Annotated in this window: 22 protein-coding genes; 6 read left to right on the top strand and 16 right to left on the bottom strand. The window is 51.9% G+C overall.

The annotated features are described in order from the left end of the window. Nucleotide 1: 1 nt before the first annotated feature. The 6 genes from odhB to sdhC all read right to left on the bottom strand — a co-directional run bounded on the left by odhB (nt 2) and on the right by sdhC (nt 7,569). Complete coding sequence (gene odhB / locus LQ901_RS03025; RefSeq protein ID WP_064978052.1) at nt 2–1,228, bottom strand: 2-oxoglutarate dehydrogenase complex dihydrolipoyllysine-residue succinyltransferase; 1,227 nt, start codon at nt 1,226–1,228, stop codon at nt 2–4. 23 nt (nt 1,229–1,251) lie between these two features. After that, the gene (gene sucA / locus LQ901_RS03020) at nt 1,252–4,059 is read right to left on the bottom strand and encodes a 2-oxoglutarate dehydrogenase E1 component (protein ID WP_010864230.1); all 2,808 of its coding nucleotides are present in this window, start codon (nt 4,057–4,059) and stop codon (nt 1,252–1,254) included. Between the two features lie 272 nt (nt 4,060–4,331). Next, complete coding sequence (locus LQ901_RS03015) at nt 4,332–5,051, bottom strand: succinate dehydrogenase iron-sulfur subunit (protein WP_064978053.1); 720 nt, start codon at nt 5,049–5,051, stop codon at nt 4,332–4,334. A gap of 19 nt (nt 5,052–5,070) precedes the next feature. Beyond that, a complete protein-coding gene (gene sdhA, locus LQ901_RS03010) occupies nt 5,071–6,837 on the bottom strand; it encodes a succinate dehydrogenase flavoprotein subunit (protein ID WP_036769931.1) in 1,767 nt (588 codons plus the stop codon). 1 nt (nt 6,838) lies between these two features. Next, nucleotides 6,839–7,186, bottom strand: coding sequence for a succinate dehydrogenase, hydrophobic membrane anchor protein (gene sdhD / locus LQ901_RS03005; protein ID WP_010864233.1), 348 nt, complete (start codon nt 7,184–7,186; stop codon nt 6,839–6,841). Beyond that, a complete protein-coding gene (gene sdhC, locus LQ901_RS03000) occupies nt 7,180–7,569 on the bottom strand; it encodes a succinate dehydrogenase cytochrome b556 subunit (RefSeq protein WP_064978054.1) in 390 nt (129 codons plus the stop codon). Before sdhC ends, sdhD begins: the two co-directional genes overlap by 7 nt. A 530-nt stretch (nt 7,570–8,099) precedes the next feature. On the opposite strand from sdhC, the gene LQ901_RS02995 reads away from it, so the two are divergent. Continuing rightward, nucleotides 8,100–9,392 carry a citrate synthase gene (locus tag LQ901_RS02995; RefSeq protein ID WP_010864235.1) on the top strand — a complete coding sequence of 431 codons (1,293 nt, stop codon included), beginning with the start codon at nt 8,100–8,102 and terminating at the stop codon, nt 9,390–9,392. Between the two features lie 200 nt (nt 9,393–9,592). Here LQ901_RS02995 and phbB read toward each other — a convergent pair whose 3' ends face one another. The 7 genes from phbB to seqA form a co-directional block, all read right to left on the bottom strand. Further along, the gene (gene phbB / locus LQ901_RS02990; protein ID WP_039045541.1) at nt 9,593–10,339 is read right to left on the bottom strand and encodes an acetoacetyl-CoA reductase; all 747 of its coding nucleotides are present in this window, start codon (nt 10,337–10,339) and stop codon (nt 9,593–9,595) included. Nucleotides 10,340–10,569: 230 nt separating this feature from the next. Beyond that, entirely contained in the window at nt 10,570–11,331 is a 762-nt protein-coding gene (locus LQ901_RS02985) for a Nif3-like dinuclear metal center hexameric protein (protein ID WP_010864237.1), read from the bottom strand. A gap of 46 nt (nt 11,332–11,377) precedes the next feature. Continuing rightward, a complete protein-coding gene (gene phrB / locus LQ901_RS02980) occupies nt 11,378–12,850 on the bottom strand; it encodes a deoxyribodipyrimidine photo-lyase (protein ID WP_064978055.1) in 1,473 nt (490 codons plus the stop codon). After that, a complete protein-coding gene (locus LQ901_RS02975; protein WP_064978056.1) occupies nt 12,840–13,787 on the bottom strand; it encodes a 2-thiouracil desulfurase family protein in 948 nt (315 codons plus the stop codon). Before LQ901_RS02975 ends, phrB begins: the two co-directional genes overlap by 11 nt. 210 nt (nt 13,788–13,997) lie before the next feature. Continuing rightward, nucleotides 13,998–14,198, bottom strand: coding sequence for a YbfA family protein (locus LQ901_RS02970; protein ID WP_010864240.1), 201 nt, complete (start codon nt 14,196–14,198; stop codon nt 13,998–14,000). A gap of 224 nt (nt 14,199–14,422) precedes the next feature. Beyond that, a complete protein-coding gene (gene pgm / locus LQ901_RS02965) occupies nt 14,423–16,066 on the bottom strand; it encodes a phosphoglucomutase (alpha-D-glucose-1,6-bisphosphate-dependent) (RefSeq protein WP_010864241.1) in 1,644 nt (547 codons plus the stop codon). Between the two features lie 20 nt (nt 16,067–16,086). Further along, a complete protein-coding gene (gene seqA, locus LQ901_RS02960) occupies nt 16,087–16,608 on the bottom strand; it encodes a replication initiation negative regulator SeqA (RefSeq protein ID WP_010864242.1) in 522 nt (173 codons plus the stop codon). Between the two features lie 89 nt (nt 16,609–16,697). On the opposite strand from seqA, the gene LQ901_RS02955 reads away from it, so the two are divergent. The 4 genes from LQ901_RS02955 to fldA all read left to right on the top strand — a co-directional run bounded on the left by LQ901_RS02955 (nt 16,698) and on the right by fldA (nt 18,636). Then, nucleotides 16,698–17,462 (top strand): alpha/beta fold hydrolase, encoded by a 765-nt coding sequence (locus LQ901_RS02955; protein WP_233671959.1) that lies wholly within the window; start codon nt 16,698–16,700, stop codon nt 17,460–17,462. 61 nt (nt 17,463–17,523) lie between these two features. Next, nucleotides 17,524–17,745: a DUF2788 domain-containing protein gene (locus LQ901_RS02950; protein WP_010864244.1), complete on the top strand. Its 222-nt coding sequence runs from the start codon at nt 17,524–17,526 to the stop codon at nt 17,743–17,745. Nucleotides 17,746–17,775: 30 nt separating this feature from the next. Beyond that, a complete protein-coding gene (gene ybfE / locus LQ901_RS02945; RefSeq protein ID WP_010864245.1) occupies nt 17,776–18,090 on the top strand; it encodes a LexA regulated protein in 315 nt (104 codons plus the stop codon). Nucleotides 18,091–18,108: 18 nt separating this feature from the next. Then, nucleotides 18,109–18,636: a flavodoxin FldA gene (gene fldA / locus LQ901_RS02940; RefSeq protein WP_010864246.1), complete on the top strand. Its 528-nt coding sequence runs from the start codon at nt 18,109–18,111 to the stop codon at nt 18,634–18,636. Nucleotides 18,637–18,721: 85 nt separating this feature from the next. Here the strand turns inward: fldA and LQ901_RS02935 are convergent, their stop codons facing one another. Beyond that, nucleotides 18,722–19,267 carry a DUF4442 domain-containing protein gene (locus LQ901_RS02935; RefSeq protein WP_082935549.1) on the bottom strand — a complete coding sequence of 182 codons (546 nt, stop codon included), beginning with the start codon at nt 19,265–19,267 and terminating at the stop codon, nt 18,722–18,724. Between the two features lie 242 nt (nt 19,268–19,509). Here LQ901_RS02935 and fur point away from each other — a divergent pair, with 242 nt between their 5' ends. Next, nucleotides 19,510–19,959, top strand: coding sequence for a ferric iron uptake transcriptional regulator (gene fur / locus LQ901_RS02930; protein WP_010864248.1), 450 nt, complete (start codon nt 19,510–19,512; stop codon nt 19,957–19,959). A 248-nt stretch (nt 19,960–20,207) separates the two neighbouring features. Here the strand turns inward: fur and glnS are convergent, their stop codons facing one another. Together glnS and LQ901_RS02920 are read right to left on the bottom strand one after the other, a co-directional pair. Then, nucleotides 20,208–21,869, bottom strand: a complete 1,662-nt coding sequence (gene glnS / locus LQ901_RS02925; RefSeq protein ID WP_064978059.1) for a glutamine--tRNA ligase — start codon at nt 21,867–21,869, stop codon at nt 20,208–20,210. 298 nt (nt 21,870–22,167) lie between these two features. Further along, on the bottom strand, nt 22,168–24,843 hold the full coding sequence (locus LQ901_RS02920; protein ID WP_084978178.1) for a beta-N-acetylhexosaminidase: 2,676 nt from the start codon (nt 24,841–24,843) through the stop codon (nt 22,168–22,170). Nucleotides 24,844–24,900 lie beyond the last annotated feature (57 nt).

Genomic DNA, 24,900 nt, shown 5'->3' with positions numbered 1-24,900 from the left:
CTTATACGTCCAGAAGTAAACGGGTTGGGTCTTCCAACAAATCCTTCACCGCCACCAAGAAGCTGACGGACTCACGACCATCAATCAAACGGTGATCGTAAGACAGTGCCAAATACATCATCGGCAGGATCTCAACCTTACCGTCTACCGCCATAGGGCGATCTTTGATGGCATGCATACCCAGAATCGCACTTTGTGGCGGGTTAATGATTGGCGTTGACATCAGGGAGCCAAACACCCCACCATTGGTAATGGTGAAATTACCACCGGTCAGGTCGTCCACGGTCAGCTTGCCGTCACGACCTTTCTCAGCCAACACTTTGATGCTCTTTTCGATATCCGCCAGGCTCAATGTATCGCAGTCACGCAGTACCGGCGTTACCAGACCACGTGGCGTAGACACCGCCATGCTGAGATCAAAATAGTTGTGATACACGATATCGTCGCCATCAATCGAGGCATTGATTTCTGGGAAGCGTTTTAACGCCTCAACCACCGCTTTCACATAAAACGACATAAAGCCCAGACGCACACCGTGGCGCTTCTCAAACACCTCACCATACTGCTTACGCAGCGTCATGATTGGCTTCATATTGACTTCATTGAAGGTCGTCAACATTGCGGTGGTGTTTTTGGCTTCCAGCAAGCGTTCAGCGATACGCTTACGTAAACGGGTCATTGGCACACGTTTTTCACTGCGACCGGCCAGCAATGCTGGCGCAGCGGCAACTGCGGTAGGCGCTTGCACAGCCGCTGGCTGGGCTTTGCGCATCTCAGTGACATATTTTTCTACGTCTTCACGCGTAATGCGGCCACCGACACCAGAGCCTTTGATTTTGGCAGGATCCAGATTGTGCTCCGCGATCATACGGCGCACCGCAGGACTTAACGCATCGGAGCTTTCTTCGGTCAACGCGGCAGTATGGCGCTGCGCCGGAGTTGCCACTGGTTCAGACAGTTTGGCGGCGGTCGGTTCACCGGCTACAGCAACCGGACGCACACGACCAATCAGCTGACGACCGGTAACAGTCGCCCCTTCCTCTTCCAGCACCACGTCCAGCACGCCATCATCGGTTGCCGGTACTTCCAGTACCACTTTGTCGGTTTCGATTTCGACGATCACTTCGTCACGCGTGACGCTATCACCCGGTTTTTTATGCCAGGTTGCGATGGTGGCATCGGCAACGGATTCAGGCAGATCCGGAACTAAAATATCTATGCTGCTCATAAAAAATCCTTCGTTATTTGTTCTTATTCCGTGCGCAAGGCATCGTCAACCAGGTTCTTTTGTTGTTGGGTATGCAGTGACATGTAACCGACCGCCGGTGACGCGGATGCCGGACGACCAGCATAATTCAGTGTCGCCCCCGCCGGGATCACCTGACGCAGATTATGCTGGCTGCAATACCAGGCGCCTTGGTTCAACGGCTCTTCTTGGCACCAGACATAATCGGTCACGTGGGCGTAGGCACTGAGCAGTGCACGCACGCTCTCGTATGGGAACGGATAGAGTTGTTCAATCCGGATAATCGCCACATCCGTTTGTTCATTCTTACGACGCTGTTCCAGCAAGTCGTAGTACACCTTACCGGAGCACAGCACCACGCGACGCACCTTAGCCGGATCCAACGCATCAATCTCGCCAATCGCTGGCAGGAATTGTCCGTTGGCCAACTCTTCGAGGCTAGAAACTGCCAGTGGATGGCGCAGCAAGGATTTCGGAGACATAACCACCAGCGGACGACGCATTGGACGAACCATCTGGCGACGCAGCATATGGTAAACCTGCGCTGGCGTTGACGGCACGCACACCTGCATATTTTGCTCAGCGCACAGCTGTAAATAACGCTCTAAACGGGCCGACGAGTGCTCTGGGCCTTGGCCTTCGTAGCCGTGTGGTAACAGCAGTGTCACCCCACACATCCGACCCCATTTTTGCTCACCCGAGCTGATGAATTGGTCAATCACCACTTGAGCGCCGTTGGCAAAATCACCAAACTGCGCTTCCCAAATGACCAGCGAGCGCGGCTCTGCCGTAGCATAACCGTATTCAAAAGCCAGTACCGCCGCTTCTGACAGCACGGAATCCCAGACTTCGAATTTGCCTTGGCCATTATGGATATGCGTCAGTGGCTGATAAATGCTGGCATCGTTTTGGTTGTGTAACACCGCGTGACGATGGAAGAAAGTACCGCGCCCAGCATCCTGCCCAGACAAGCGTACATTCACCGACTCATCCAACAACGTGGCATACGCCAGTGTTTCGGCAAAGCCCCAATCCAGTGGACGCAAGCCTTCGCTCATTTCGCGGCGATCGGCATAAATTTTTTCTACTCGTGGATGCAGTACATGACTTTCTGGGTACTGACAAACACGGCGCCCCAAATCCTGCAAGCGGGATAATTCCACCCCTGCCGGATACGCCATATCCCACTCATGATTCAAGTACGGCGCCCAGTCAACCGAGTGCATCTGCATCGGACGCCACTCTGGCACCACGCAATCGCCTTTATCCAGCGCATCGCGATAGTTGTTGACCATTTCGGTGGCATCTTCTTGCAAAATCAGGCCACTTTCGATGAGTCGATCGGCATAAATCTTACGTGGCGTCGGATGCTTTTTGATCTTCTGGTACATCAGCGGCTGCGTAGCATTCGGCTCATCCGCTTCGTTATGGCCATGACGGCGATAACAAACCAGATCAATCATCACATCACGCTTGAAGGTAAAACGATAATCCAATGCCAAACGAGCGACAAACGCGACCGCTTCAGGATCATCGGCATTAACGTGGAAAATCGGTGCCTGCACCATTTTGGCAATGTCAGTGCAGTATTGTGTCGAGCGCGTGTCTTTCGGGTTCGAGGTGGTAAAACCAATCTGGTTGTTAATCACAATCCGAATGGTGCCGCCCACTTTGTAACCACGCGCCTGCGACATGTTAAAGGTTTCTTGCACCACCCCTTGACCGGCAATCGCCGAATCGCCATGAATGGTGATCGGTAATACCGTGCTGCCTTCATGATCGCCTAGGCGATCTTGGCGTGCACGCACGGAACCCACGACCACTGGATTTACAATCTCAAGGTGCGATGGGTTAAATGCCAGCGCCAAGTGCACGGTGCCGTGCTCGGTGGCAAAGTCAGACGAGAAGCCTTGGTGATATTTCACATCCCCAGTGCCCCAGCCTTCATCATGCTTGCCGGCAAAAGCATCAAACAAGTCCGCCGGTTTTTTACCCAGTACGTTGACCAGCATGTTCAAGCGGCCACGATGCGCCATTCCCAGCACCACTTCACGAGCACCATGCTGGGCTGAGCCACGGATCAGCTCTTTAACCAGCGGGATCATGGCATCGCCACCTTCCAGCGAGAAACGCTTCGCGCCCGGGAAACGCGCCCCAATATAACGCTCAAGACCTTCTGCGGCGGTCAATTCTGACAGGAAGGTACGCTGTTCCAGTGGCGTAAATTCAGGTTTACCTTGTACCGACTCCAGACGCTGCTGAATCCAACGTTTTTCTTCAGTACTGGTGATGTGCATGTACTCTGCGCCCACCGAGCCACAATAGGTTTCATTCAGCGCTTGGTAGAGTGCAGATAACGGCAGACTCTCTTGCCCACAAGCAAAAGAGCCGACATTGAAGACGGAGCCAAAATCATCGGCGGTCAGGTTATGGAATGCAGGGTCAAGATCAGCGACAGGGTCTTGCTTCCACAGCCCCAGCGGATCCAACGTGGCCTGCTGATGACCGCGAAAACGGAATGCGTTAATTAGTTGCAGAACCCGCACCTGTTTAACGTCAGCCTCAGGATCGGCTTGGGTATGACGGTAACGCGCTGGCTCTTGGGCCAGTTTGCGGAAATAGTCGCGTACCCGAGAATGGGGCTGCTCAGCGGCCACACTCACGACAGGCAAGCTATCAAAAATAGCCCGCCAGTTCTCATCTACCGACGCAGGATCTGTGAGGTAATCTTCATAGAGTTGTTCGATATAGGTTTGGTTGGCGCCCGCCAGCGGGGAAGAGTCCAACCAGTCCTGAATGACTCCGTTTTCCATCTTAATCCCTTTTATATATTTTGTTGTTTTGCCGTGGTGTTTTATACCGAAACTCGGTGAACCGACCGGATGTGGATACCCTGACGTTCACCGAGAGCCGGTATGGTGCTCGGACGGGAAACCCGAGCTCTCTTCTTTTTGCTTTCACCGCAGATAGTTAACGTATTCGTTCAACAATTTCAATCAGCGCGCAACATATCACAATCTTTTGTGCGCTTAATCGGCTGAACCGTTCCGTCTATTTACCCTATCCGACTGATGGCTTACCGTACTTAAACCGCTTTTTGCAACAGCATAGACTTAATATGTCCAATTGCTTTGGTAGGATTTAATCCTTTAGGACATACATTAACGCAATTCATAATTCCATGGCAGCGGAATACACTGAAAGCATCATCTAAATCAGCCAAACGCTCTGCTGTGGCGGTGTCACGACTGTCAATCAGGAAACGGTATGCTGCCAGTAAACCGGCAGGACCGACAAATTTGTCCGGATTCCACCAGAACGACGGGCACGAGGTCGAGCAACAGGCACACAAGATGCACTCATACAAACCATCGAGATGTTCACGCTGTGCTGGCATCTGAATAAACTCACGTTCAGGCTGCTGCTTACCATCGTTAATCAGGTACGGTTTGATTTTCTCGTACTGGGTATAAAACTGGCCCATGTCGACAATCAAATCGCGGATCACCGGTAAGCCCGGCAATGGCCGGATCACAATGGTCTGTTGACCACTGCCCGTTAACGCCGATAACGGTGTAATACAGGCCAGCCCATTTTTACCGTTCATGTTAATGCCGTCGGATCCACACACCCCTTCACGGCACGAACGGCGAAAGGCTAAGGTCGGGTCCTGTTCTTTTAACTTGATAAGCGCGTCCAGCACCATCATGTCTCGCCCATCTTCCGTTTCCAGGCGCAACGTTTGCATATAAGGCGCCTTATCGGTTTCCGGGTTATAGCGGTAAATCGAAAACTGCACTTGCATACCCTGACTCCTTATTCCCTTAATAGGTACGTGCTTTCGGAGGGAAGGCCGGACGCAATGTCGGCTCCATGTTAACCTGACGACGACTCATACTGTCGGTGACCGGATTGTACAGAGAGTGGCACAGCCACTGCTGATCATCACGATCTGGGTAGTCAAAGCGGCAATGCGCGCCACGACTTTCGGTACGGAAGTTAGCCGCCAGCGCGGTGGCATAAGCCGTATCCATCAGGTTATCCAACTCCAGACACTCTACCCGCTGGGTATTAAAGTCAGAGGATGTATCATCCAAACGTGCGGTCTTCAGACGCTCACGAATGGTTTTGAGCTCTTCGAGCCCTTCAGCCATCGCCGCACCTTCTCGGAATACCGAGAAATTTCGCTGCATGCAGCTTTGCAGATCTTTACGGATTTGCACTGGGTCTTCGCCGTTACGGGTACTGTTCCAGCGATTCACGCGTGCCAACGATGCCTCGATATCTGACTCACTGGCCGCACGGGCTTCACTTTGCGCCGCCAGCGTTTCACCAAGGTGCAAACCGGTTGCTCGGCCAAAGACCACCAGATCCAGCAGCGAGTTCCCTCCCAGACGATTCGCCCCGTGTACTGATACACAGGCAATCTCACCGACCGCAAACAATCCTTGGATATCGACATCACGCCCATCCGCAGTTTGTCCCACCGCTTGTCCACTGACCTGAGTCGGGATCCCGCCCATCATATAATGGCAAGTTGGGATCACCGGAATCGGCTCATTGACCGGATCAACATGAGCAAAGGTGCGTGACAATTCACAGATACCTGGCAGGCGAGATTCCAGAACCTCTTTACCCAAATGATCGAGTTTGAGCTTGATATGCGGCCCCCACGGACCATCACAACCACGCCCTTCACGAATTTCAATCATCATAGAGCGCGCGACCACATCACGACCGGCCAAGTCTTTGGCATTCGGCGCATAACGTTCCATAAAGCGTTCACCGTGCTTATTCAGCAGGTAGCCGCCTTCACCGCGACAGCCTTCAGTAACCAGCACGCCCGCACCGGCAATCCCGGTTGGGTGGAATTGCCACATTTCCATATCTTGTAACGGCACCCCAGCGCGTACCGCCATCCCGACGCCATCACCGGTATTAATGTGGGCGTTGGTGGTCGAAGCGAAAATCCGCCCAGCCCCACCGGTGGCCAGCACTGTCGCTTTGGCTTTGAAATAGACGGTTTCACCGGTTTCCAAACAAATTGCCGTACAGCCTTGGATCACGCCATCTTGGTTTTTCACCAGATCCAATGCATACCATTCAGAGAAGATGGTGGTTTTATTTTTGATATTCTGCTGATACAGGGTATGCAATAACGCATGTCCAGTACGATCAGCGGCCGCCGCCGTACGCGCCGCCTGCTCACCACCGAAATTTTTTGATTGGCCACCAAAAGGACGCTGATAGACGCGGCCATTATCAAAACGGGAGAAGGGCAAGCCCATGTTCTCCAGCTCTAAAATCGCCTCTGGGCCGGTTTTACACATATATTCAATGGCATTTTGGTCCCCGATGTAATCAGAGCCTTTTACCGTATCGTACATGTGCCATTCCCAGTTATCTTCATGGGCATTGCCCAGCGCCACGGTGATCCCACCTTGTGCCGATACGGTATGGGAGCGGGTTGGGAAAACTTTTGAGATTAGCGCACAGCTCAAACCTGACTGGGAAATCTGCAGCGCTGCGCGCATGCCAGCACCACCTGCACCAATCACGACCGCATCAAATTCTTTTGTTGTTATATTCACCTTAAGCCCCCCACACAATGACGACTGTGGAAATCAGGTACACCATCAGTACCAACACCACCACAAACTGCAAAACCAGACGTAAAGCGACCGGTTTGATGTAATCGGTTAACACCTGCCAAAGTCCAATCCAGGCATGAACCAGCACACACACGGCAGCCAAAATGGTGAACACTTGCGTGATGCCAAAGGTAAAGAAGTTCTTCCAGATCCCGTATGTCATTTCCGGGGCGGAAACGATGAAACCTAATAAATAGAGGATGTACAACGTCATGATGATGGCGGTGGCTCGCAGCAAGATCCAATCTTGCACGCCGCTTCGGCCAAACGCAGTGGCATTCGTTACCATACCAGCCCCCCCGCAAGCAGTGATAAAACGATGGTAATGGCAAAAGCAATCCGCGCACTACGGCTAGCAACCGCCAAGTTTTCTTCACCAAAACCTAAATCCATTAATAAGTGACGTACCCCGCCAACCACATGGTAGGCCAGCGCCGTCAAAATGCCCCACAAAATGAATTTAACAAGGAAGGTATCGGTAATGGCTTGCGCCTGTGCAAACCCTTGCTCAGAGGAGAGCGACAGGGATAACAGCCATAACAAGATCCCCAATGCGATGAAGGTAATGACACCGCTCACCCGATGGAGAATCGAGGCGATTGCGGTTATCGGGAAGCTGATCGTTTTCAGATCAAGATTAACAGGTCTTTGCTTATTCACGGTTCTGCCCACGCCGCTCCATTGAGCTCTGTTTGTTTTCCTTATCTAACCTTCAGGTTATTGAAAGTTACCGGGTAAACAGGAGTCATTTTTGCGTTTCAGCATACCGCCGGGCGAGGTGTGTTGGGTGGTGATACGCCTGCAACGCCAAATCCATTTACATTTAGGCAATACTTTCATTAACCTGAAGACCCGAGCCAAGTATACTTTTCACCATCATTCATTACAATTCAGGAAAGAGTTGTTAATAATTTTTAAACAAACTATGAGACATAGACCGTGTTTTGCTCTTTTTATAAATACAGCAAAGCAAATTGACATGTATGCTAAGCGTCGGTTACAAAATACTCACCCGAATTCGACTGGTGTGCAAAGTTTATCCAGATACCTCTTTTCCTCCCTGTTAAGTTGTGCAACATTGGAAAGAGGAAAATTCGGACTAGCTTGGTGACGTAACGTGCATTGGCTCAACACACCACTGGTAACTCAACCACAAAGCTAGATCTGCATCAGGACAAAAAATAAGAGCAAAGGAGAATGTTATGGCAGAACAAAAAGTCACTCTGCGATTGAGCGACAGTGAGTCCATCGAGTTACCTGTGTATAAAGGCTCATTAGGAAACGATGTGGTCGATGTACGTCCGCTGGGCGCTCACGGCCTGTTCACGTTCGATCCCGGCTTTATGTCCACCGCTGCCTGCGAATCAAAAATCACCTATATCGATGGCGATATCGGTGTGCTGCTGCACCGTGGTTTCCCGATTGACCAACTGGCGAACAAATCTGACTATCTGGAAGTGTGTTACATCCTGCTGTACGGCGAAGTGCCGACCAAAGCGCAGTATGAACGCTTCATCCATACCGTCAAACGCCACACCATGGTGCACGAACAGATCTCCAGCTTCTTCCACGGTTTCCGTCGCGACGCCCACCCAATGGCTGTTATGTGCGGGGTGAGCGGTGCGTTAGCCGCGTTCTACCATGACTCTTTGGATATCAATAACGACGATCACCGCGCCATTGCGGCATTCCGTCTGCTATCTAAGATGCCTACTCTCGCGGCCATGTGTTACAAGTATTCTATCGGTCAGCCTTTCATTTACCCACGCAACGATCTCTCCTACGCCGCCAACTTCTTGTACATGATGTTCGCTACACCATGTGAAGAATATGAAGTCAATCCAGTATTGGCGCGCGCAATGGATAAGATCCTGATCCTGCACGCTGACCACGAACAAAATGCGTCAACCTCAACGGTGCGTACCGCGGGTTCTTCCGGTGCCAATCCATTTGCCTGTATTGCGGCGGGGATTGCCTCGTTGTGGGGACCGGCTCACGGTGGCGCTAACGAAGCCTGTCTGAATATGCTGATGCAAATCGGCTCGGTAGAACGTATTCCTGAGTTTATCGCCCGCGCCAAAGACAAGAATGATCCATTCCGTCTGATGGGCTTTGGTCACCGCGTTTACAAAAACTATGACCCACGCGCCACCGTAATGCGCGATACCTGCCATGAAGTATTGAAGACGCTGAATATCCAAGATCCATTGTTAGATGTGGCAATGGAGTTGGAGCGCATTGCGCTGTCTGATCCGTACTTTATCGAGAAGAAACTCTACCCGAACGTCGATTTCTATTCCGGTATCATCCTGAAAGCGATGGGTATCCCAACCTCAATGTTTACGGTTATCTTCGCGATTGCCCGTACCGTTGGCTGGATTGCGCACTGGAATGAAATGCACAGTGAAGGCAGTGCACTGCGTATCGCGCGTCCGCGTCAGCTGTACACCGGTGAAACCCAGCGTGAATTTCACGCCATGCATGAACGCGAATAACCCTTTCGCGGATACATAATGGCTAGACTGGTTATTGGCCGTACTGAGCCAGTAAATAGCCAGCAAATGTAAACCCATTCTTTCCAAGGCAGCGTTTCGCTGCCTTGTTCTTTTTTAAAACGTCCGACACAAAGATAGAAAAAGAAAACCCCGCATCAGCGGGGTTCGGATGTTCGTAACGCATGAGTTAATAACGCGCATTAATCCATGTACTGGCCGCCGTTCATGGCCAGATTAGAGCCGGTGATAAACCCCGCCTCTGGGGCAGCCAAGAAGGCAACAGAGCGCGCAACTTCCGATGGCTGGCCAAAGCGCTGCACTGGAATTTGCTTGCGGATGCTGTCACGGATGGTTTCATCAATCGCGAGGATCATGTCAGTTTCAATGTACCCTGGAGAGATACAGTTCACGGTGATCCCTTTGGCTGCCGTTTCTTGCGCCAATGATTTGCTAAAACCGTACATCGCCGCTTTGGCCGCCGCATAGTTACACTGACCAAACTGCCCTTTTTGCCCATTAATAGACGAAATGTTAATGATCCGGCCGTACTGGCGCTCCAGCATTGGATTGATCACGGCGCGGGATAAGTTAAATACGCTATCCAAATTAACGGATAACACCTCGTCCCACTGTGCACGGTTCATTTTGCGTAAGGTACCATCACGCGTGATCCCGGCGTTATTCACCAGCACGGCGATAGGCCCGACCGACTCTTCAATATCCATAATCGTACGCTGGCAAGCATCAAAATCACTGACATCAAATGCCTGCAAACGGATATTCAAGCGATCTTGTTCTATTTCTGCGGCAAATGCCTTGGCATTGGCGCCATCCAGACTGGTACAACCGGCAACGACAGTATAGCCATCCGCTGCCATCCGGCGGCAGATTTCACGTCCAATCCCACCTGCACCACCGGTCACTAAACATACTTGCACTTTATCCATCAGCAAGCCCTCTTCCGTGTATCTATATGAAATAAAAAGAGTAAATTTCTTATATGCAATCAATGATTGCCAATGAAATTGCAGGCAGCCTGCAAGGAATCACAGACTACCTTCTGAATATTTCACCATAGTGACCGTATGCACAATGCTTTATATAAAAAGAGACTAGCCAACAGGGTTATCTAGATTAAATCGATACTCTGTTAGCTAATCTATTGATTTGGTTATTATTAAACTGGATTAGGGATATCGATGAAAGTGACATGCAAGCCATAGGCACTGTGCAGCCATTCACCCAGTGCTTTTACCCCGAAACGTTCTGTCGCATGATGGCCGGCCGCAAAGAAATGCATGCCCATCTCACGCGCAATATGCACGGTTTGCTCTGAGGCTTCGCCGCTGATAAAGGCATCGACACCTGCTTCAGCGGCCAGCTCGATATAACTTTGGCCGCCACCGGTACACCAAGCCACGGTGCGGATCAGATCTGGAGCTTGTTCACTGGCACAGTGCAGTGGGGTGCGATTGAGCACATCGGTTAAACGCTCGCTTAGCTGCTGCGCGGTCACCGGTGCGGCAAAACTGCCATGCAAGGCAACCGAGTAGCGGTTATCCGGCTCTAATCCCCCCGCCACTTCGATGCCAAGATGCTGGGCTAATTGGGCGTTGTTCCCCAATACAGGGTGCACATCGAGCGGCAAGTGGTATGCCAGCAGATTGATATCATTGGCCAGCAAGGTCTTCAAACGTTCACGCTTCATGCCTTTGATGACTGGCGACTCGTTTTTCCAGAAATAACCATGGTGAACCAACACGGCATCTGCGTTCAGATCCAATGCTGCATCCAGTAACGCCTGACTGGCGGTGACACCGGTGACAATCGAGTGAATTTCCGAGCGCCCAGCAACTTGTAACCCATTTGGGCAATAGTCGCGGATGGCGCTGACATTCAATTCGCTGTTAAGTATCTGTTCCAGTTCTGTATTTTGCATAGTTTTCTGTCTGTTCTCTCACGTAATGGCATCATAGCATGAAGAGTCACTGCGCTGAGGCCGAAAAGAGGTTACGTGCCATTTCATAGGCGGCCAGCGTTTGCTTTCTGGCATTGGCATGCTCCACCAGCGGCGGCGGATAATCTAAGCTCACCCCTTGCTTGGCAGCCCACGCATGCGGGTTATGTACCCAACGATCTGGCACTGCGGCCAACTCAGGCACCCACTGACGAATAAATTGCCCCTCGGGGTCAAAGCGCTCCCCTTGGGTGGTGGGATTAAAGATGCGGAAATAGGGGGCGGCATCGGTACCGGTAGACGCTGACCACTGCCAGCCGCCGTTATTGGCCGCCAACGAGCCATCCACCAGCTGAGACATAAAATAACGTTCGCCCCAACGCCAATTCAGCAGCAGATCCTTGACCAAAAAGCCTGCGCTGATCATGCGTAGCCGATTGTGCATCCAACCGGTCTGGTTAAGCTGACGCATCGCCGCATCCACAATCGGATAGCCGGTTTGACCGCGTTGCCATGCTTGCAGATGCTCTAGATCAGCAGACCACTCGACATGATCGGTCCACGGGATAAATGGGCGCCCACGGCACAAATCAGGAAATGCCGCCAATAAATGATGATAAAACTCACGCCAGATAAGCTCATTGAGCCAACTAAAAGCACCGCTCTCTGGCTGTAGGTAGGTGTGTGAATGCTCTAATCGCAATCGGTTCAGGCATTGGCGCACCGAAAGCACGCCACACGTCAAATACGCCGAAAGCAAGCTGGTCGCTGGCAGTGCCGGACAATCGCGCTGTTCGTGGTAGTGTGTCACTTGCTGCTGGCAAAAGGTGCGCAGGCGCTGCAACGCTGCCGCTTCGCCAGCCACAAACAATGGGTTGTCCTGACACGGATAGCTAAACGGCGTAACGGAGTCAGCTGGACGGGTGGTCATCCACAGAGCCCGACATGCAGGGGCTGGCAAGCTTGCGGTATCCAGCTGCGCCAATAACCCCAGCAGCGCACGCCGAAATGGCGTATACACCTTATACATCTCACCCTGTCCAGTACGCACAGTGCCAGGTGCGGCCAACAATGCATCATCGCACCACGTCATCGGCAACCTAACACCAAGTAACGCACTGACCTGACTATCTCTACGCTGCTCATTGAGTTCATACTGGCGGTTAGCATACAGGTGCGTAACCCCCTGCTCGTCGACCAGCTGTTGTATGGTTGCGGGTATAGCCGCGAAATCTGGTACTTCACGGTAGAGAAAACCGAGGTTGCGCTGCGCTGCTTCCTGCGCCAACAGGCACAGGTTTTGCCGGATAAATTCGGCTTGGCGCGGCGCCATATCATGCTGCTGCCACTGCGTGGGCGTTGCGATAAACAGCAGCGAGACACGGGCATGCGGATCGGCGCACGCCGCGTGTAACGCACGGTTGTCGGTCAAGCGCAGATCGGTGCGTAGCCACACCAGATGGTGTGGCGTTGAGTGACTGAGCGTCTGATTAACTGCCATAGCGTAGCAACAACGCCTCCGGATAGGGTTCGAAATAGACTTGCTGCGTCAGATAAGGATCGGGATGCTCTTCCAGATAGTGGCGTAATAAGGTTAAAGGCGCCAATAACGGCTGAGTACCACGGCGATAGCGATCGATCAGATGCGATAGCTCTTTACGCTGTCGTGATGAAAGCTGACGACTGAAATAGCCTTGAATATGTTGCAGCACATTGGAATGGTTTTTCCGCGTTGGTCGCTTGCTGAGGGCCTGCATCAGATGATCCCGATAGGCAATCAACAACTCGTCAAACGGCATCGCGTCCAGATCGGCCACACGGCGGCCTAAAGCGCGATAATCGGCTTGCGAATGGGCCATAATCAACAACTTATAACGGCTATGAAATGCCACCAGCTTACCGCGCGTCATCCCCGCCTCACACTGACGATAAAAGTCATGCAGCGCAAAAATGCGCGTCACGAAATTTTCACGCAGCACCGGATCGTTGAGTCGGCCATCTTCTTCTACCGGCAACCACGGCATCTGGCGCATCAACTCTTGCGTAAACAAACCCACGCCGACTTTTTCCGCCCCCTTACCAGCCGCATCGTACACTTTGACCCGCTCCATACCGCAGGTCGGTGATTTAGCGCACACGATATAGCCGCATAAATGACTGAGCGATGCCACTTTCTCACGGGAAAACGCCTGCATTGCCTCGGTCACATTCAGATCTTGGCTGCTGCCGACGAGTTGCACTCCCTCTTCGCCGCGGATCAAACGGATCGCCGGACGCGGACTCGGCATCCCGATCGCCATCTCAGGGCATACCGGATAAAAACGGACATACGGTTTTAGATGATCGGTGGCAAATGGCAAGCGTTTGTGGCCGCCATCAAAGCGAACCGACTCCCCTAGCACACAGGCACTTATGCCTACAGGTATCAGCGTACTCATCAGTTCCCTCTCCATGTGGTTCAGATAGTCACAGTGTATCGCGCAAAATGCGGTTCAACCGCAGAATGTTGACATCAGCTTAACATTTATCGCCGAGCAGCAGAAATGACCATAAAAAAAGCCTCTCATCGCTGAGAGGCTTTCTTGTATCAAATTCGGTGGTCGCTACGCGACAATGCGGTGTGTTAACGCGCGTTGTAAATCACGAAGTTAGTAAAAATCGCGCACGCTACGTTCTGAGCTCGCTAACCAAACTGGCTTGCTGCTGGTTTTGCTCCACACCCGGTGCAGGTAGCTGTAAAAGCGTGCCCGGTTCGGGTGGAAGACCATGACCGGCAACGCCAGAGAACCTGCAATAAGCACCCCAGTGCGGCGCAGAAGAATCTGAGCTAACGAATACTTCTGGTACATCATACTCCTCCCGATAGTTGAACCGTTTCGACTGCGTCTTTGCAGTGTAATCAGGAAAAAGTAAGTTTACTACACATTTTTTAATCAATTGGTGTTTAAAAGCACGAGCATCTGCATCATTCTGTAATTATTTTACATATTTTAGCATTGTGGCTACATATGAAAAACAAAAGGCACAGAGGGAAGTCTGCGCCTTGAGCAACAACAGGGATTATCTAGCCCGTTTACTGTGCGTCCGCCAACACCTTATCGATGATTTGCACGGCTTGTTGCTCAATCAGCGCCAGATGCTCTGGGCCGACAAAGCTTTCACAATAAATCTTGTAGATATCCTCAGTACCGGATGGCCGCGCGGCAAACCACCCATTTTGCGTCACGATCTTCAATCCACCAATCGGTGCATTGTTGCCCGGAGCTCGGGTCAGACGCGCAATGATAGGATCGCCTGCCAGCGTTTCCGCACTCACCATCTCTGGTGACAAACGGCTGAGGATCGCTTTTTGCTGACTATTGGCGACCGCCTGAATCCGCGAATAGCATGGCGAGCCAAATTGCTCGGCCAGTTTCTCGTAATGCTGCTGCGGGTTCATGCCGGTCACAGCCGTGATTTCCGCCGCCAACAAGCACAAGATGATGCCATCTTTATCGGTTGACCACGCAGTGCCGTCAAAGCGCAAGAAGGAGGCTCCGGCACTTTCTTCGCCACCAAAGCCTAACCAGCCTTCATGCAGACCATCAACAAACCACTTGAAGCCCACCGGCACTTCCACCAGACGGCGACCCAGTGCCGCAACCACGCGATCGATCATCGCACTGGAAACCAGCGTTTTACCAACGCCCACCTCTTCGCCCCATTGTGGACGATGACTGAACAGGTAATTGATGGCCACTGCCAGATAATGGTTCGGGTTCATCAGGCCGGTTGGTGTCACGATACCGTGGCGGTCATAGTCAGGATCGTTACCAAAAGCCAGATCAAACTTGTCTTTCAGCGCCAACAGACCGGCCATCGCATACGGCGAAGAACAATCCATCCGGATCACGCCATCTTTATCCAATGACATAAAACGGAATGATGGATCGATCGCATCATTCACCAGCGTCAGATCCAGATTGTAGTGCTCGGCAATACGCTTCCAGTATTCAATACCCGAACCACCCAACGGATCGACACCCAGTTTCAGACCGGCGTTACGGATCGCGTCCATGTCCACGACATTAACCAGATCTTCCACGTACGGCTGCACCAAGTCTTGCTCCAGCAGCAGCTCATTTTGCTTAGCCTGCGCAAACGGAATGCGACGCACCTCCGCCAGATTGCCCGCAATCAGTTCATTGGCGCGCTGCTCAATGGCTTTGGTCAGGTTGGTATCGGCTGGGCCACCATTAGGCGGATTGTATTTGATCCCGCCATCTTCCGGTGGATTGTGGGACGGCGTGATCACGATACCATCTGCCAGCACACCGTTACTGCGGTTGTGGCACAAAATGGTGTAGGAAACCGCTGGGGTTGGGGTAAAGCCATTATTTTCTTGGACGATCACCTGAATGCCATTGGCAATCAGCACCTCCAAAACCGAAATAAAGGCCGGCTCAGACAAGGCATGGGTATCTTTACCCACGATGCACGGGCCTAAGATCCCCTGCTTCATGCGCACTTCAGCAATAGCTTGCGCAATGGCCAGAATATGGGCTTCGTTGAAGCTATGGCGGGCCGAGCTGCCTCGATGACCAGAAGTTCCGAACTGTACCGCATGGGCGGCATTTTTCGGATCCGGCTGCAGAACATAGTATTCAGAAACCAGCTGACCTATATTGATCAGATCGTCTTGCTGGGCCGGTTGACCGGCCCGCGGATGAATTGCCATACGGCGTTACTCCCTAACGCTCAGATGGTGCCGCAAACTTTATCCGTCAGTTCCGCGGGGAACTGCATCGCCGTCATGATCTGCTCGACCATGGCGCGTTTACGACCCGAGTTGGTGTTGGTAATGACCCAATAAGGGGTACCCGGAATAGCTTTTGGCTTGGTGTGGGTGCCGTGCAGCAACAAGGTTGCCTCATCTTCGGCAAAATAAACCCGGGTACGACCGCGCAGCTCTTCTGTAGCGGCAGTAAATCCGCTTGGATCCAGCGAATACAAAGAAGAGAGGATCTGCATGAAACGACCGATCGCTTTAGTCTGGGCGGCATATTCATCTGACAACAGCAGCTCGCGCACGGCCCGTACACGATCGACTGAACACTCTTTTCCAGCATCACGGCTGACCACGATCCCGGCAGGACGTGGCTCGCTGCTCGGGGATAAATTCAGCATGCGACGCAAAATGTCGGAGGCACTTTCTCCGATATGCTGTGTATGACCCGCAATAATACGGTACAGCTCTTCGTCTACTTCAATGATTTTCATGTCGATCCAATGTCGTTCTCTTGCATGAATAACTCGGCGATTATACCTTCTCAGGCCATGATTCTCTATACACCAACTTGGTTTAGCTCATGATCAACTACAAACAACAGGGAGAAGGTCCGGTACTGGTGCTGATCCACGGTCTGTTCGGCACGCTGGATAACCTCGGCTTACTGGCTCGCGATCTGGTTGATGACTACCGGATCATTCAGGTCGAGCTGCGTAATCACGGCCAGAGTTTTCATAGCGCAGAGATGAATTATGAGGCCATGGCCGCGGATGTGCTGCAACTGCTGGATCAGTTGCAGATCCCGCAAGCGAGCTTCATCGGTCACTCGATGGGGGGCAAAGTCGCCATGAAGATTGCCCAGCTCGCACCAACGCGCGTTGAGCAATTGGTGGTACTGGATATGTCACCGGTAGATTACCAAACTCGCCGCCACGATCAGGTGTTCAGCGCCCTGCATGCCGTCGACCAAGCGCGTCCAACGCGCCGTGCACAAGCTGCCGAACTGATGCGCCACCATCTCAAAGAAGAAGGCGTGATCCAGTTTTTGCTTAAATCTTTTGCGCCCAGCGATGAGAGCAGCTGGCGCTTTGCCGTGCGTGAGCTAGAAAACAACTATCCGCAGATTGTCGGCTGGAATGAAGGTACGCCGTTTAATAAACCGGTGCTGTTCATCAAAGGCGAACACTCCCCCTACATTCAAGACAAATTCCGCCCCGATATTTTGCGCCAGTTTCCACAAGCGAAAGCCCATGTGATTCAGGGAACCGGACATTGGCTGCACGCGGAAAAACCAGACGCGGTATTACGCGCAATCCGGCGCTTTCTCAATGCGGATTCCCGTTAACAGGGAACAAGGGCTATGGTATAGTTCCGGCTTAAACTGACGGGCTAAATGGAATTGCCACATGCTTTATAAGCACATGGAAACTATTGAGGCGATTGGCCTTGATTTATTCTTTATTGTCCTCTTCTTTTTTATAGGGATGGCAATTCAGGACGTGCTAAAACGTGGCAATGTTCCCCCGTTTGGCCGCCGCATTGTCTGGCTGGTTTTGTTTCTTGGATGTGCAGGCTTCGTTGCCAAAGGTCTGATCCAGCTCTACTGGGAAGGCGCTGGTATCGGTTGATTCTTAGCAAGAGCAGCACTTGTAGTTCAAATGGCAAAAGAAAATACAGACCGTACCACTCTTGATTTGTTTGCTGACGAACGTCGTCCCGGTCGTCCAAAAACAAACCCGCTTCCCCGGCATGAACAGTTACGGATTAATAAGCGTAATCAGCTCAAGCGCGATAAATCCAAAGGATTACGCCGAATTGAACTGAAAGTCGATAGCCGGGTGGTGGAAGCATTAAACGTGCTGGCTCACGAGCAACAAATGAGCCGCAGTGAACTGATCGAACAAATTTTGCTGGAAAAGTTGGGCTTGGATGCGGAAGAATTCGCGCTAAACCTGACTGACAGCCCGAAATGAACGCTAAGGTATAAGAGAATGGCAAGTGTAGGAATTTTCTTTGGCAGCGATACCGGCAATACCGAAAACATTGCCAAGATGATCCAAAAACAGCTGGGCAAACACCTGGTGGACGTACGTGACATCGCCAAAAGCAGCAAAGAAGACATCGACAACTTCGATCTGCTGCTGCTGGGTATCCCAACTTGGTACTACGGTGAAGCGCAGTGTGATTGGGATGATTTCTTCCCTACTCTGGAAGAAATTGATTTCAACAACAAGCTGGTTGCCATTTTCGGCTGCGGCGATCAAGAAGACTATGCTGAGTACTTCTGTGACGCAATGGGCTCTCTGCGTGACATCGTAGAAGCGCGTGGTGGCGTGATCGTCGGTCACTGGCCAACTGCCGGTTACCACTTTGAAGCGTCTAAGGCACTGGTCGATGACCAGAACTTCGTCGGTCTGTGCATCGATGAAGACCGCCAGCCAGAGCTGACTGCCGAGCGTGTCGAGAAGTGGGTGAAGCAAGTATACGAAGAGATGTGTCTGGCCGAGCTGGATAACTAAATCTAGATAGCGAATGTCTCGCTAACGTCAATCTTGCTGCCCGGCCTCATCATGGGGCAACAGGCATCCGCAATAAAGCCGGCATTTAGCCGGCTTTATTCTTTTCATGCGGCTTATCACCCGTTGCGAAATGCGGCCGATGCGCATCTAACGGCGCGACCACCTCTTCGGTTTTGCACTTACGCCGCACGTACAGGGTGCGGTTCACCCGTGCAACTATCTCGCCCTGCGCATCTTTAATCGCCACCGTAAACTGCGGCAAACATTTCTCACCATTGGCGGTAGCCGCCAAAATCTCTTCATAACGGCCTTCACTGATTTCGAAACTGGCGGTGAGCTTACCCCAGCCAGGGCGGATGAAATCAATGTCTGCCGCTTTATCCCAGACCATGTAATCTGGCCCTAAGCGCCCAATGAGCATCAAGGCATAAATCGGATCGGTCATGGCAAACAGGCTGCCGCCAAACTGACTGCGATTGATGTTTTTATTCCACCAGCGAAACGCCAAGGTCACTTCGCAACAGCGAAAATCACGGTCTAGACGACGAATACGAATACCGGCCCCGAAAAAGGGTGGCCAGAGATTCAACGCCCAACGGAAGATCCACGCACGAAACAAAAAGGCTGGCATGCGGTTTATCCTGTTATCCTTGTCGACAGAGCAAAAACTCTACCAAACAATAACATTTGCGCAACCATTTTGTTTTTATCTGGGATTTACGGTTTTAACTTGGTTACGCACCTCTTATAATGCTAGTCACTCTCATTTCTACTCCGGTCGCCATGTCCGATGTAGATAACCGTCCGGCATAGAGATATCGATAGATAGACATACCCTCTGCCCAGACCAAAAAAATCAGGAACGCTGGATATATGACAGATAATAATACTGCGCTAAAAAAAGCCGGTCTGAAGGTCACGTTACCGCGGCTGAAAATCCTTGAACTGCTCCAGACTGGGGATTGTCAGCATATCAGTGCGGAAGATCTGTATAAAAAGCTGATCGATATGGGTGAAGAGATCGGTCTGGCTACGGTATACCGTGTACTGAACCAGTTTGATGATGCCGGCATCGTCAGCCGCCACAACTTTGAAGGCGGCAAATCAGTCTTCGAACTGACCCAGCAACATCACCATGATCACCTGATCTGCCTTGATTGCGGCAAAGTGATTGAATTTAGTGATGACTTTATCGAGCAGCGGCAAAAAGAGATTGCCCAGCGTTATGGGATCCGTCTGACCAACCACAGTCTGTACCTGTACGGTCACTGCGCCGATGGCGACTGCCGTCAGAACGAAAGCCTGCACGATCCGAAAAACTGATTCGGCGAGCTTATCCTCGGTCAGTCGCTAACTGGATCGCTCTGGTTATCTGGTTATCTGGTTATCTGGTTAATAGTACTGACATAGGCATGACATCACCGCGTCACTCATGATGTTAAAAGACAAGTCACATAAAAAAAGCGCAGTCTAGACTGCGCTTTTTTATTCGCCATCATTGAGCATATTAACCGGCCAAGAGATCAAGACCGGTTAACCCATACTCGCCTTACCGGCTTAGCTTGCGTGATTTAGCCTGCTTGATAAGTATCACGCAGACCCACAGTACGGTTAAAGACCAGATGCTCCGCCGATGAGTCTTTGCTATCTACGCAGAAGTAACCTTCACGCTCGAACTGATAGGCTTTTTCTGCTGGGGCTTGCGCCAAGCTTGGCTCAACCACACCACGGCGGATCACTAAGCTCTCTGGGTTGATGGTCGACAGGAAATCATCTGCCGCTGCCGGGTTAGCCACGCTGAACAGACGGTCGTAGACACGAATTTCAGCTGGCACACCTTTATCCGCAGACACCCAGTGGATCACGCCCTTCACTTTACGGCCATCGGCTGGATCTTTACCCAGTGTATCGGCATCGTAAGTACAGAAGACGGTCTGGATGTTGCCTTCGGCATCTTTCTCAACGCGTTCTGCTTTGATCACGTACGCATTACGCAGACGCACTTCTTTGCCCAGCACCAGACGCTTGTACTGCTTATTGGCTTCTTCACGGAAGTCTGCGCGATCGATAAAGATCTCACGGGTAAATGGCAGCTCACGCGTGCCCATTTCCGCTTTGTTCGGATGCACTGGCGCTTGCAGCACTTCCAGATGACCTTCTGGCAAGTTCTCAATCACCACGCGAACCGGATCCAGAACCGCCATCGCACGCGGCGCGTTCTCGTTCAGATCTTCACGGATACAAGCTTCCAGCGCCGACATCTCCACCAAGTTATCCTGCTTGGTCACACCGATACGACGGCAGAACTCACGGATAGACTCTGGAGTATAACCACGACGACGCAGGCCGGAGATAGTCGGCATACGTGGATCGTCCCAACCGCTCACCACTTGCTCGGTCACCAACTGGTTCAGCTTACGCTTAGACATGATGGCGTATTCGAGATTCAGACGAGAGAACTCGTACTGACGTGGATGGCAAGGAATAGTGATGTTATCCAGTACCCAGTCGTACAGACGACGGTTATCTTGGAACTCCAGCGTACAGATGGAATGGGTGATCCCTTCCAGCGCATCGGAAATGCAGTGGGTGAAGTCGTACATCGGGTAGATGCACCACTTGTTGCCGGTCTGATGGTGCTCGGCAAACTTGATACGGTAGATAACCGGATCGCGCATCACGATGAACGGAGAGGCCATGTCGATTTTGGCACGCAGACACGCGCTACCTTCGGCAAACTCACCGTTTTTCATCTTCTCGAACAGCGCCAAGTTCTCTTCTACGCTGCGATCACGATACGGGCTGTTTTTACCCGGCTCAGTCAGGGTGCCGCGGTATTCGCGCATTTGCTCAGCAGTCAGCTCATCCACATACGCCAGACCTTTTTGGATCAGCTCAATCGCATACTGATGCAGCTGATCAAAATAGTCGGATGAATAGCAGATATCCCCACTCCACTCAAAACCCAGCCATTTCACGTCGTTCTGGATAGATTCCACGAACTCCATGTCTTCTTTTGCCGGGTTAGTATCATCAAAGCGCAGGTTGCACTGACCCTGATAATCCTTGGCAATGCCGAAGTTCAGGCAGATAGATTTGGCATGACCGATATGCAGATAGCCATTTGGCTCCGGCGGAAAACGGGTATGCACGCTGGTATGTTTACCGGACGCCAGATCTTCATCGATGATCTGACGGATAAAGTTAGTCGGGCGGGCTTCAGCCTCACTCATTTTTTTACCCTCACTCGCGGTGATGCAACAACATAACCTAGTATCATCCACAATACCTGTGCTGCAAACAACTGTTGCAGACACAATACTGCACAAAAACCGAAAAAAAACCCGCCATTAGGCGGGTTGAACCGAGCACAACATGCACAAAGTGTGTGAAGACGGCGTTCGCCGCCAAAATCCTCCCGTGGCAAGCGTCGGGGAGGCAATCATGTCCCGTTTAGGAAGTTGGCCAATACCGCTTCCCTTACCGGCGGCCAACCGGTAAGGAAATTTACCGAGGGATAAACCTCAACGCTTATTTAACGCTCTCTACACGGCTAGCACGCTTGCCATCTGGGCTGACAGTACGAACTTGTACTTCACCAGTGACAGTCGGCTTCGCTGCGGCGTCGTAACGCTGCCACGTTTTACCGTTGTCGGCAGAGTATTCAACCGCCAGACCCGGCAACGCGGTGTTTACTTCCAACACGCCTGCTGTCACTACCGCACCCGGTACCGGCAGACGGTACTGCACACCGGCAGCATCCAGCTTCGCCAGCTCACGCTGACCCAACAGGTTGGCAAAACGCGCCCAATCACGGTTCAGCGCTTTGCTGTTCACGTAATGGGTTTCACCGCCTTTGAACTCACGACCCGCCACGTAATCCAGCTCCCAATCCGCTTGGTGCCAAGCACGCTCAGCCAGTGGCAGCATACGTGGGAAGATCATGTATTCCATGCCAGGGTCGGTACGGATACTTTCACTCCAGAACTGACCTTGTACGCCTGTCGCGCCGCCCCACTTCTTATCGCTCTTCGCGTTAAAGTGGTTGCCGTCACGGTCTACTGAGGTTTCCGCGTTTTGTGGCAAGTTGTCTGGCGCGAAACCGAACACTTTACGCTCATCGCTGAAACGGGTTGCCCAGTAATAACCGCTCTCTTTCGGGTTCACTTCGTATGGCATATCGAAGTACACGTAATCTGGGTTAGAGACCACCAGCTCATAGCCTTTGTTCACCCAATCATTGGCTGAATCAAAGCCGCCCCAGTACAGGGTATCCCAGAAGTTCACACCGGTTTTCTTAGTTGCAAAGTCAGATGCGCCGCTGGCATCTTTCAGGCCATCTTGCCACGCCATCATGGTAGTGATGCCATGCTTGTTCACCAACTGGCTGACTTCTTTCGCAAACTGACTTGGCAGGTGTTCAAAATCAGAAACCTTGCCGCTTTCGACCATCTTCTGACATACCGGAGACTTGGCCCACGGCTTATCTTCTTTGCTCTGGTCGATCGTGCCACGCCAATCTACTTTCTCGGCCGCGTTCACATCTTGGAAGCCTCCGCCCAAGCGAATGTTCTTCGCTTCGTCACCACCAAAGTGCCAAGTTTGCAGCGGCATACCGGCTTCTTTGTGCATCGCCGCCACTTCACCGATCACCTTATCGACGAACGCTTGAGACGATTCCAAGCACGGGTTTAGGTAGCTAGTGCGGTTATAGAACTGTACAGACAGCGTGTTAGAGGTATCTTGCGGATCCAGCAGACGATACTGGTTCGCTTCGGCCTCTTTGCCTTCCGCCATCAGTTTCTTGTAGCGCGCTTCCATCGATACGACCGCCGCACGCGCGTGCGCTGGCATATCCAGCTCTGGGATCACCTCGATGTTACGCGCCTTGGCGTACTTCAGGATATCCACATAATCTTGCTTGCTGTAGAAGCCACTACCTTGGTTGTTGCTGTCAGGACCTGAGCCCAACTGAGGCAGCAGACACTGAGTTTCGCTCAAGTCATGGCAACGCTGGCTACCCACGTCGGTCAGCTCTGGCAAACCAGGGATCTCCAAACGCCAGCCTTCATCATCACTCAGGTGGAAGTGGAATTTGTTCAGCTTGTACGCTGCCATTTGATCCAGCAGACGCAGAATGCTTTCTTTGTTGTGGAAGTTACGGCCAACATCGGCATGCATACCACGGTGTTCAAAGCGTGGCATATCCTTCACAGTCACGGTAGCGATGGTTTTGCTGCCATCCATCGGGATCAGTGAAATCAGAGACTGCAAGCCATAGAACGCACCCGCGGCGTCATTACCCACAATCTGCGCGCCTTGTGGTGTTACTTTCAGGGTATAGGCCCCTTCGGTCTGCCACTTACCTTTAAACGCCGCCTTGTTGATTTTCACGTCTACCGGATAAGCATCCGCTGCGCTAGAGGTTGTCACCCCTAACTGCGCCAAACGCTCACTAACCGCGTCCAGTGTTGTTTTTGGCAGAGCCAATGTTTGGATATTGATACCGTTTGCTAAGCTGGCATCGGCTTTACCCACAGTGACTTCCACTGGGGTTGGCAGGATCTGACCACGCAGCTGCTGCGCTGGCAGAACCGGCACATCTTGGTTCTTAGCGTAACGGGTTTGCGCATTCATCAGCACGTTTTTGTCACCGCTGGTACGCTTCCAGTTATCACCGGTGATTGGAGCCGAAAACTCGCTCACGTTTTCAGTGTCAGTATTGCTGATGACTTTTGGCTTAGCATCACCGGCGGTGACATACCAACGTGGCATGAAGTCAGTTTCAAACAGCTGCCAGTACTCGCCAATGATAGGAATTTCAACTACTTCACCGGATTGAAAACCATCGAACTTATCCGTTGGCTCCAGTTTATGCAGGTCACCGGTTACGTGAGAGATCTTGAATTGTTCATTTTCCACCGCCAGGATTTGGCGGATGCTGTGGAAATAGATGGTCCATGCTTTACCGCTGATTTCACCGCCATTGTTGGTCAGTGTAATCGTGGCCTTGTTACACGCCGCCCACTCGGCACCCAGCGCGCCACAGTTGACACCGTTTTCGCCACCGTGGTTATCCAGTACTGCGTACTGCACATTCAACTGGCTACCCATACGGTTAACCAGAGTCTGGTTGCTGTCGCCGCTACCGGCACAACCGGTCAACGCCATCGTGGTCGCGATAGCAATGGCAGATAATCTCAACATAAAACCCCCTAAAACACTCCAAGAGCCTGAAAAAAGATGTGATCAGGCCGTCAAACC

Origin of the sequence: Plesiomonas sp. PI-19 (assembly GCF_021368255.1) — a bacterium.
In the GTDB taxonomy this organism is placed as follows: Bacteria; Pseudomonadota; Gammaproteobacteria; order Enterobacterales; family CAMTGL01; genus Plesiomonas; species Plesiomonas shigelloides.
The sequence above is the reverse complement of the archived record's forward strand: the minus strand, read 5'-3'. Positions and strand labels throughout refer to the sequence as shown.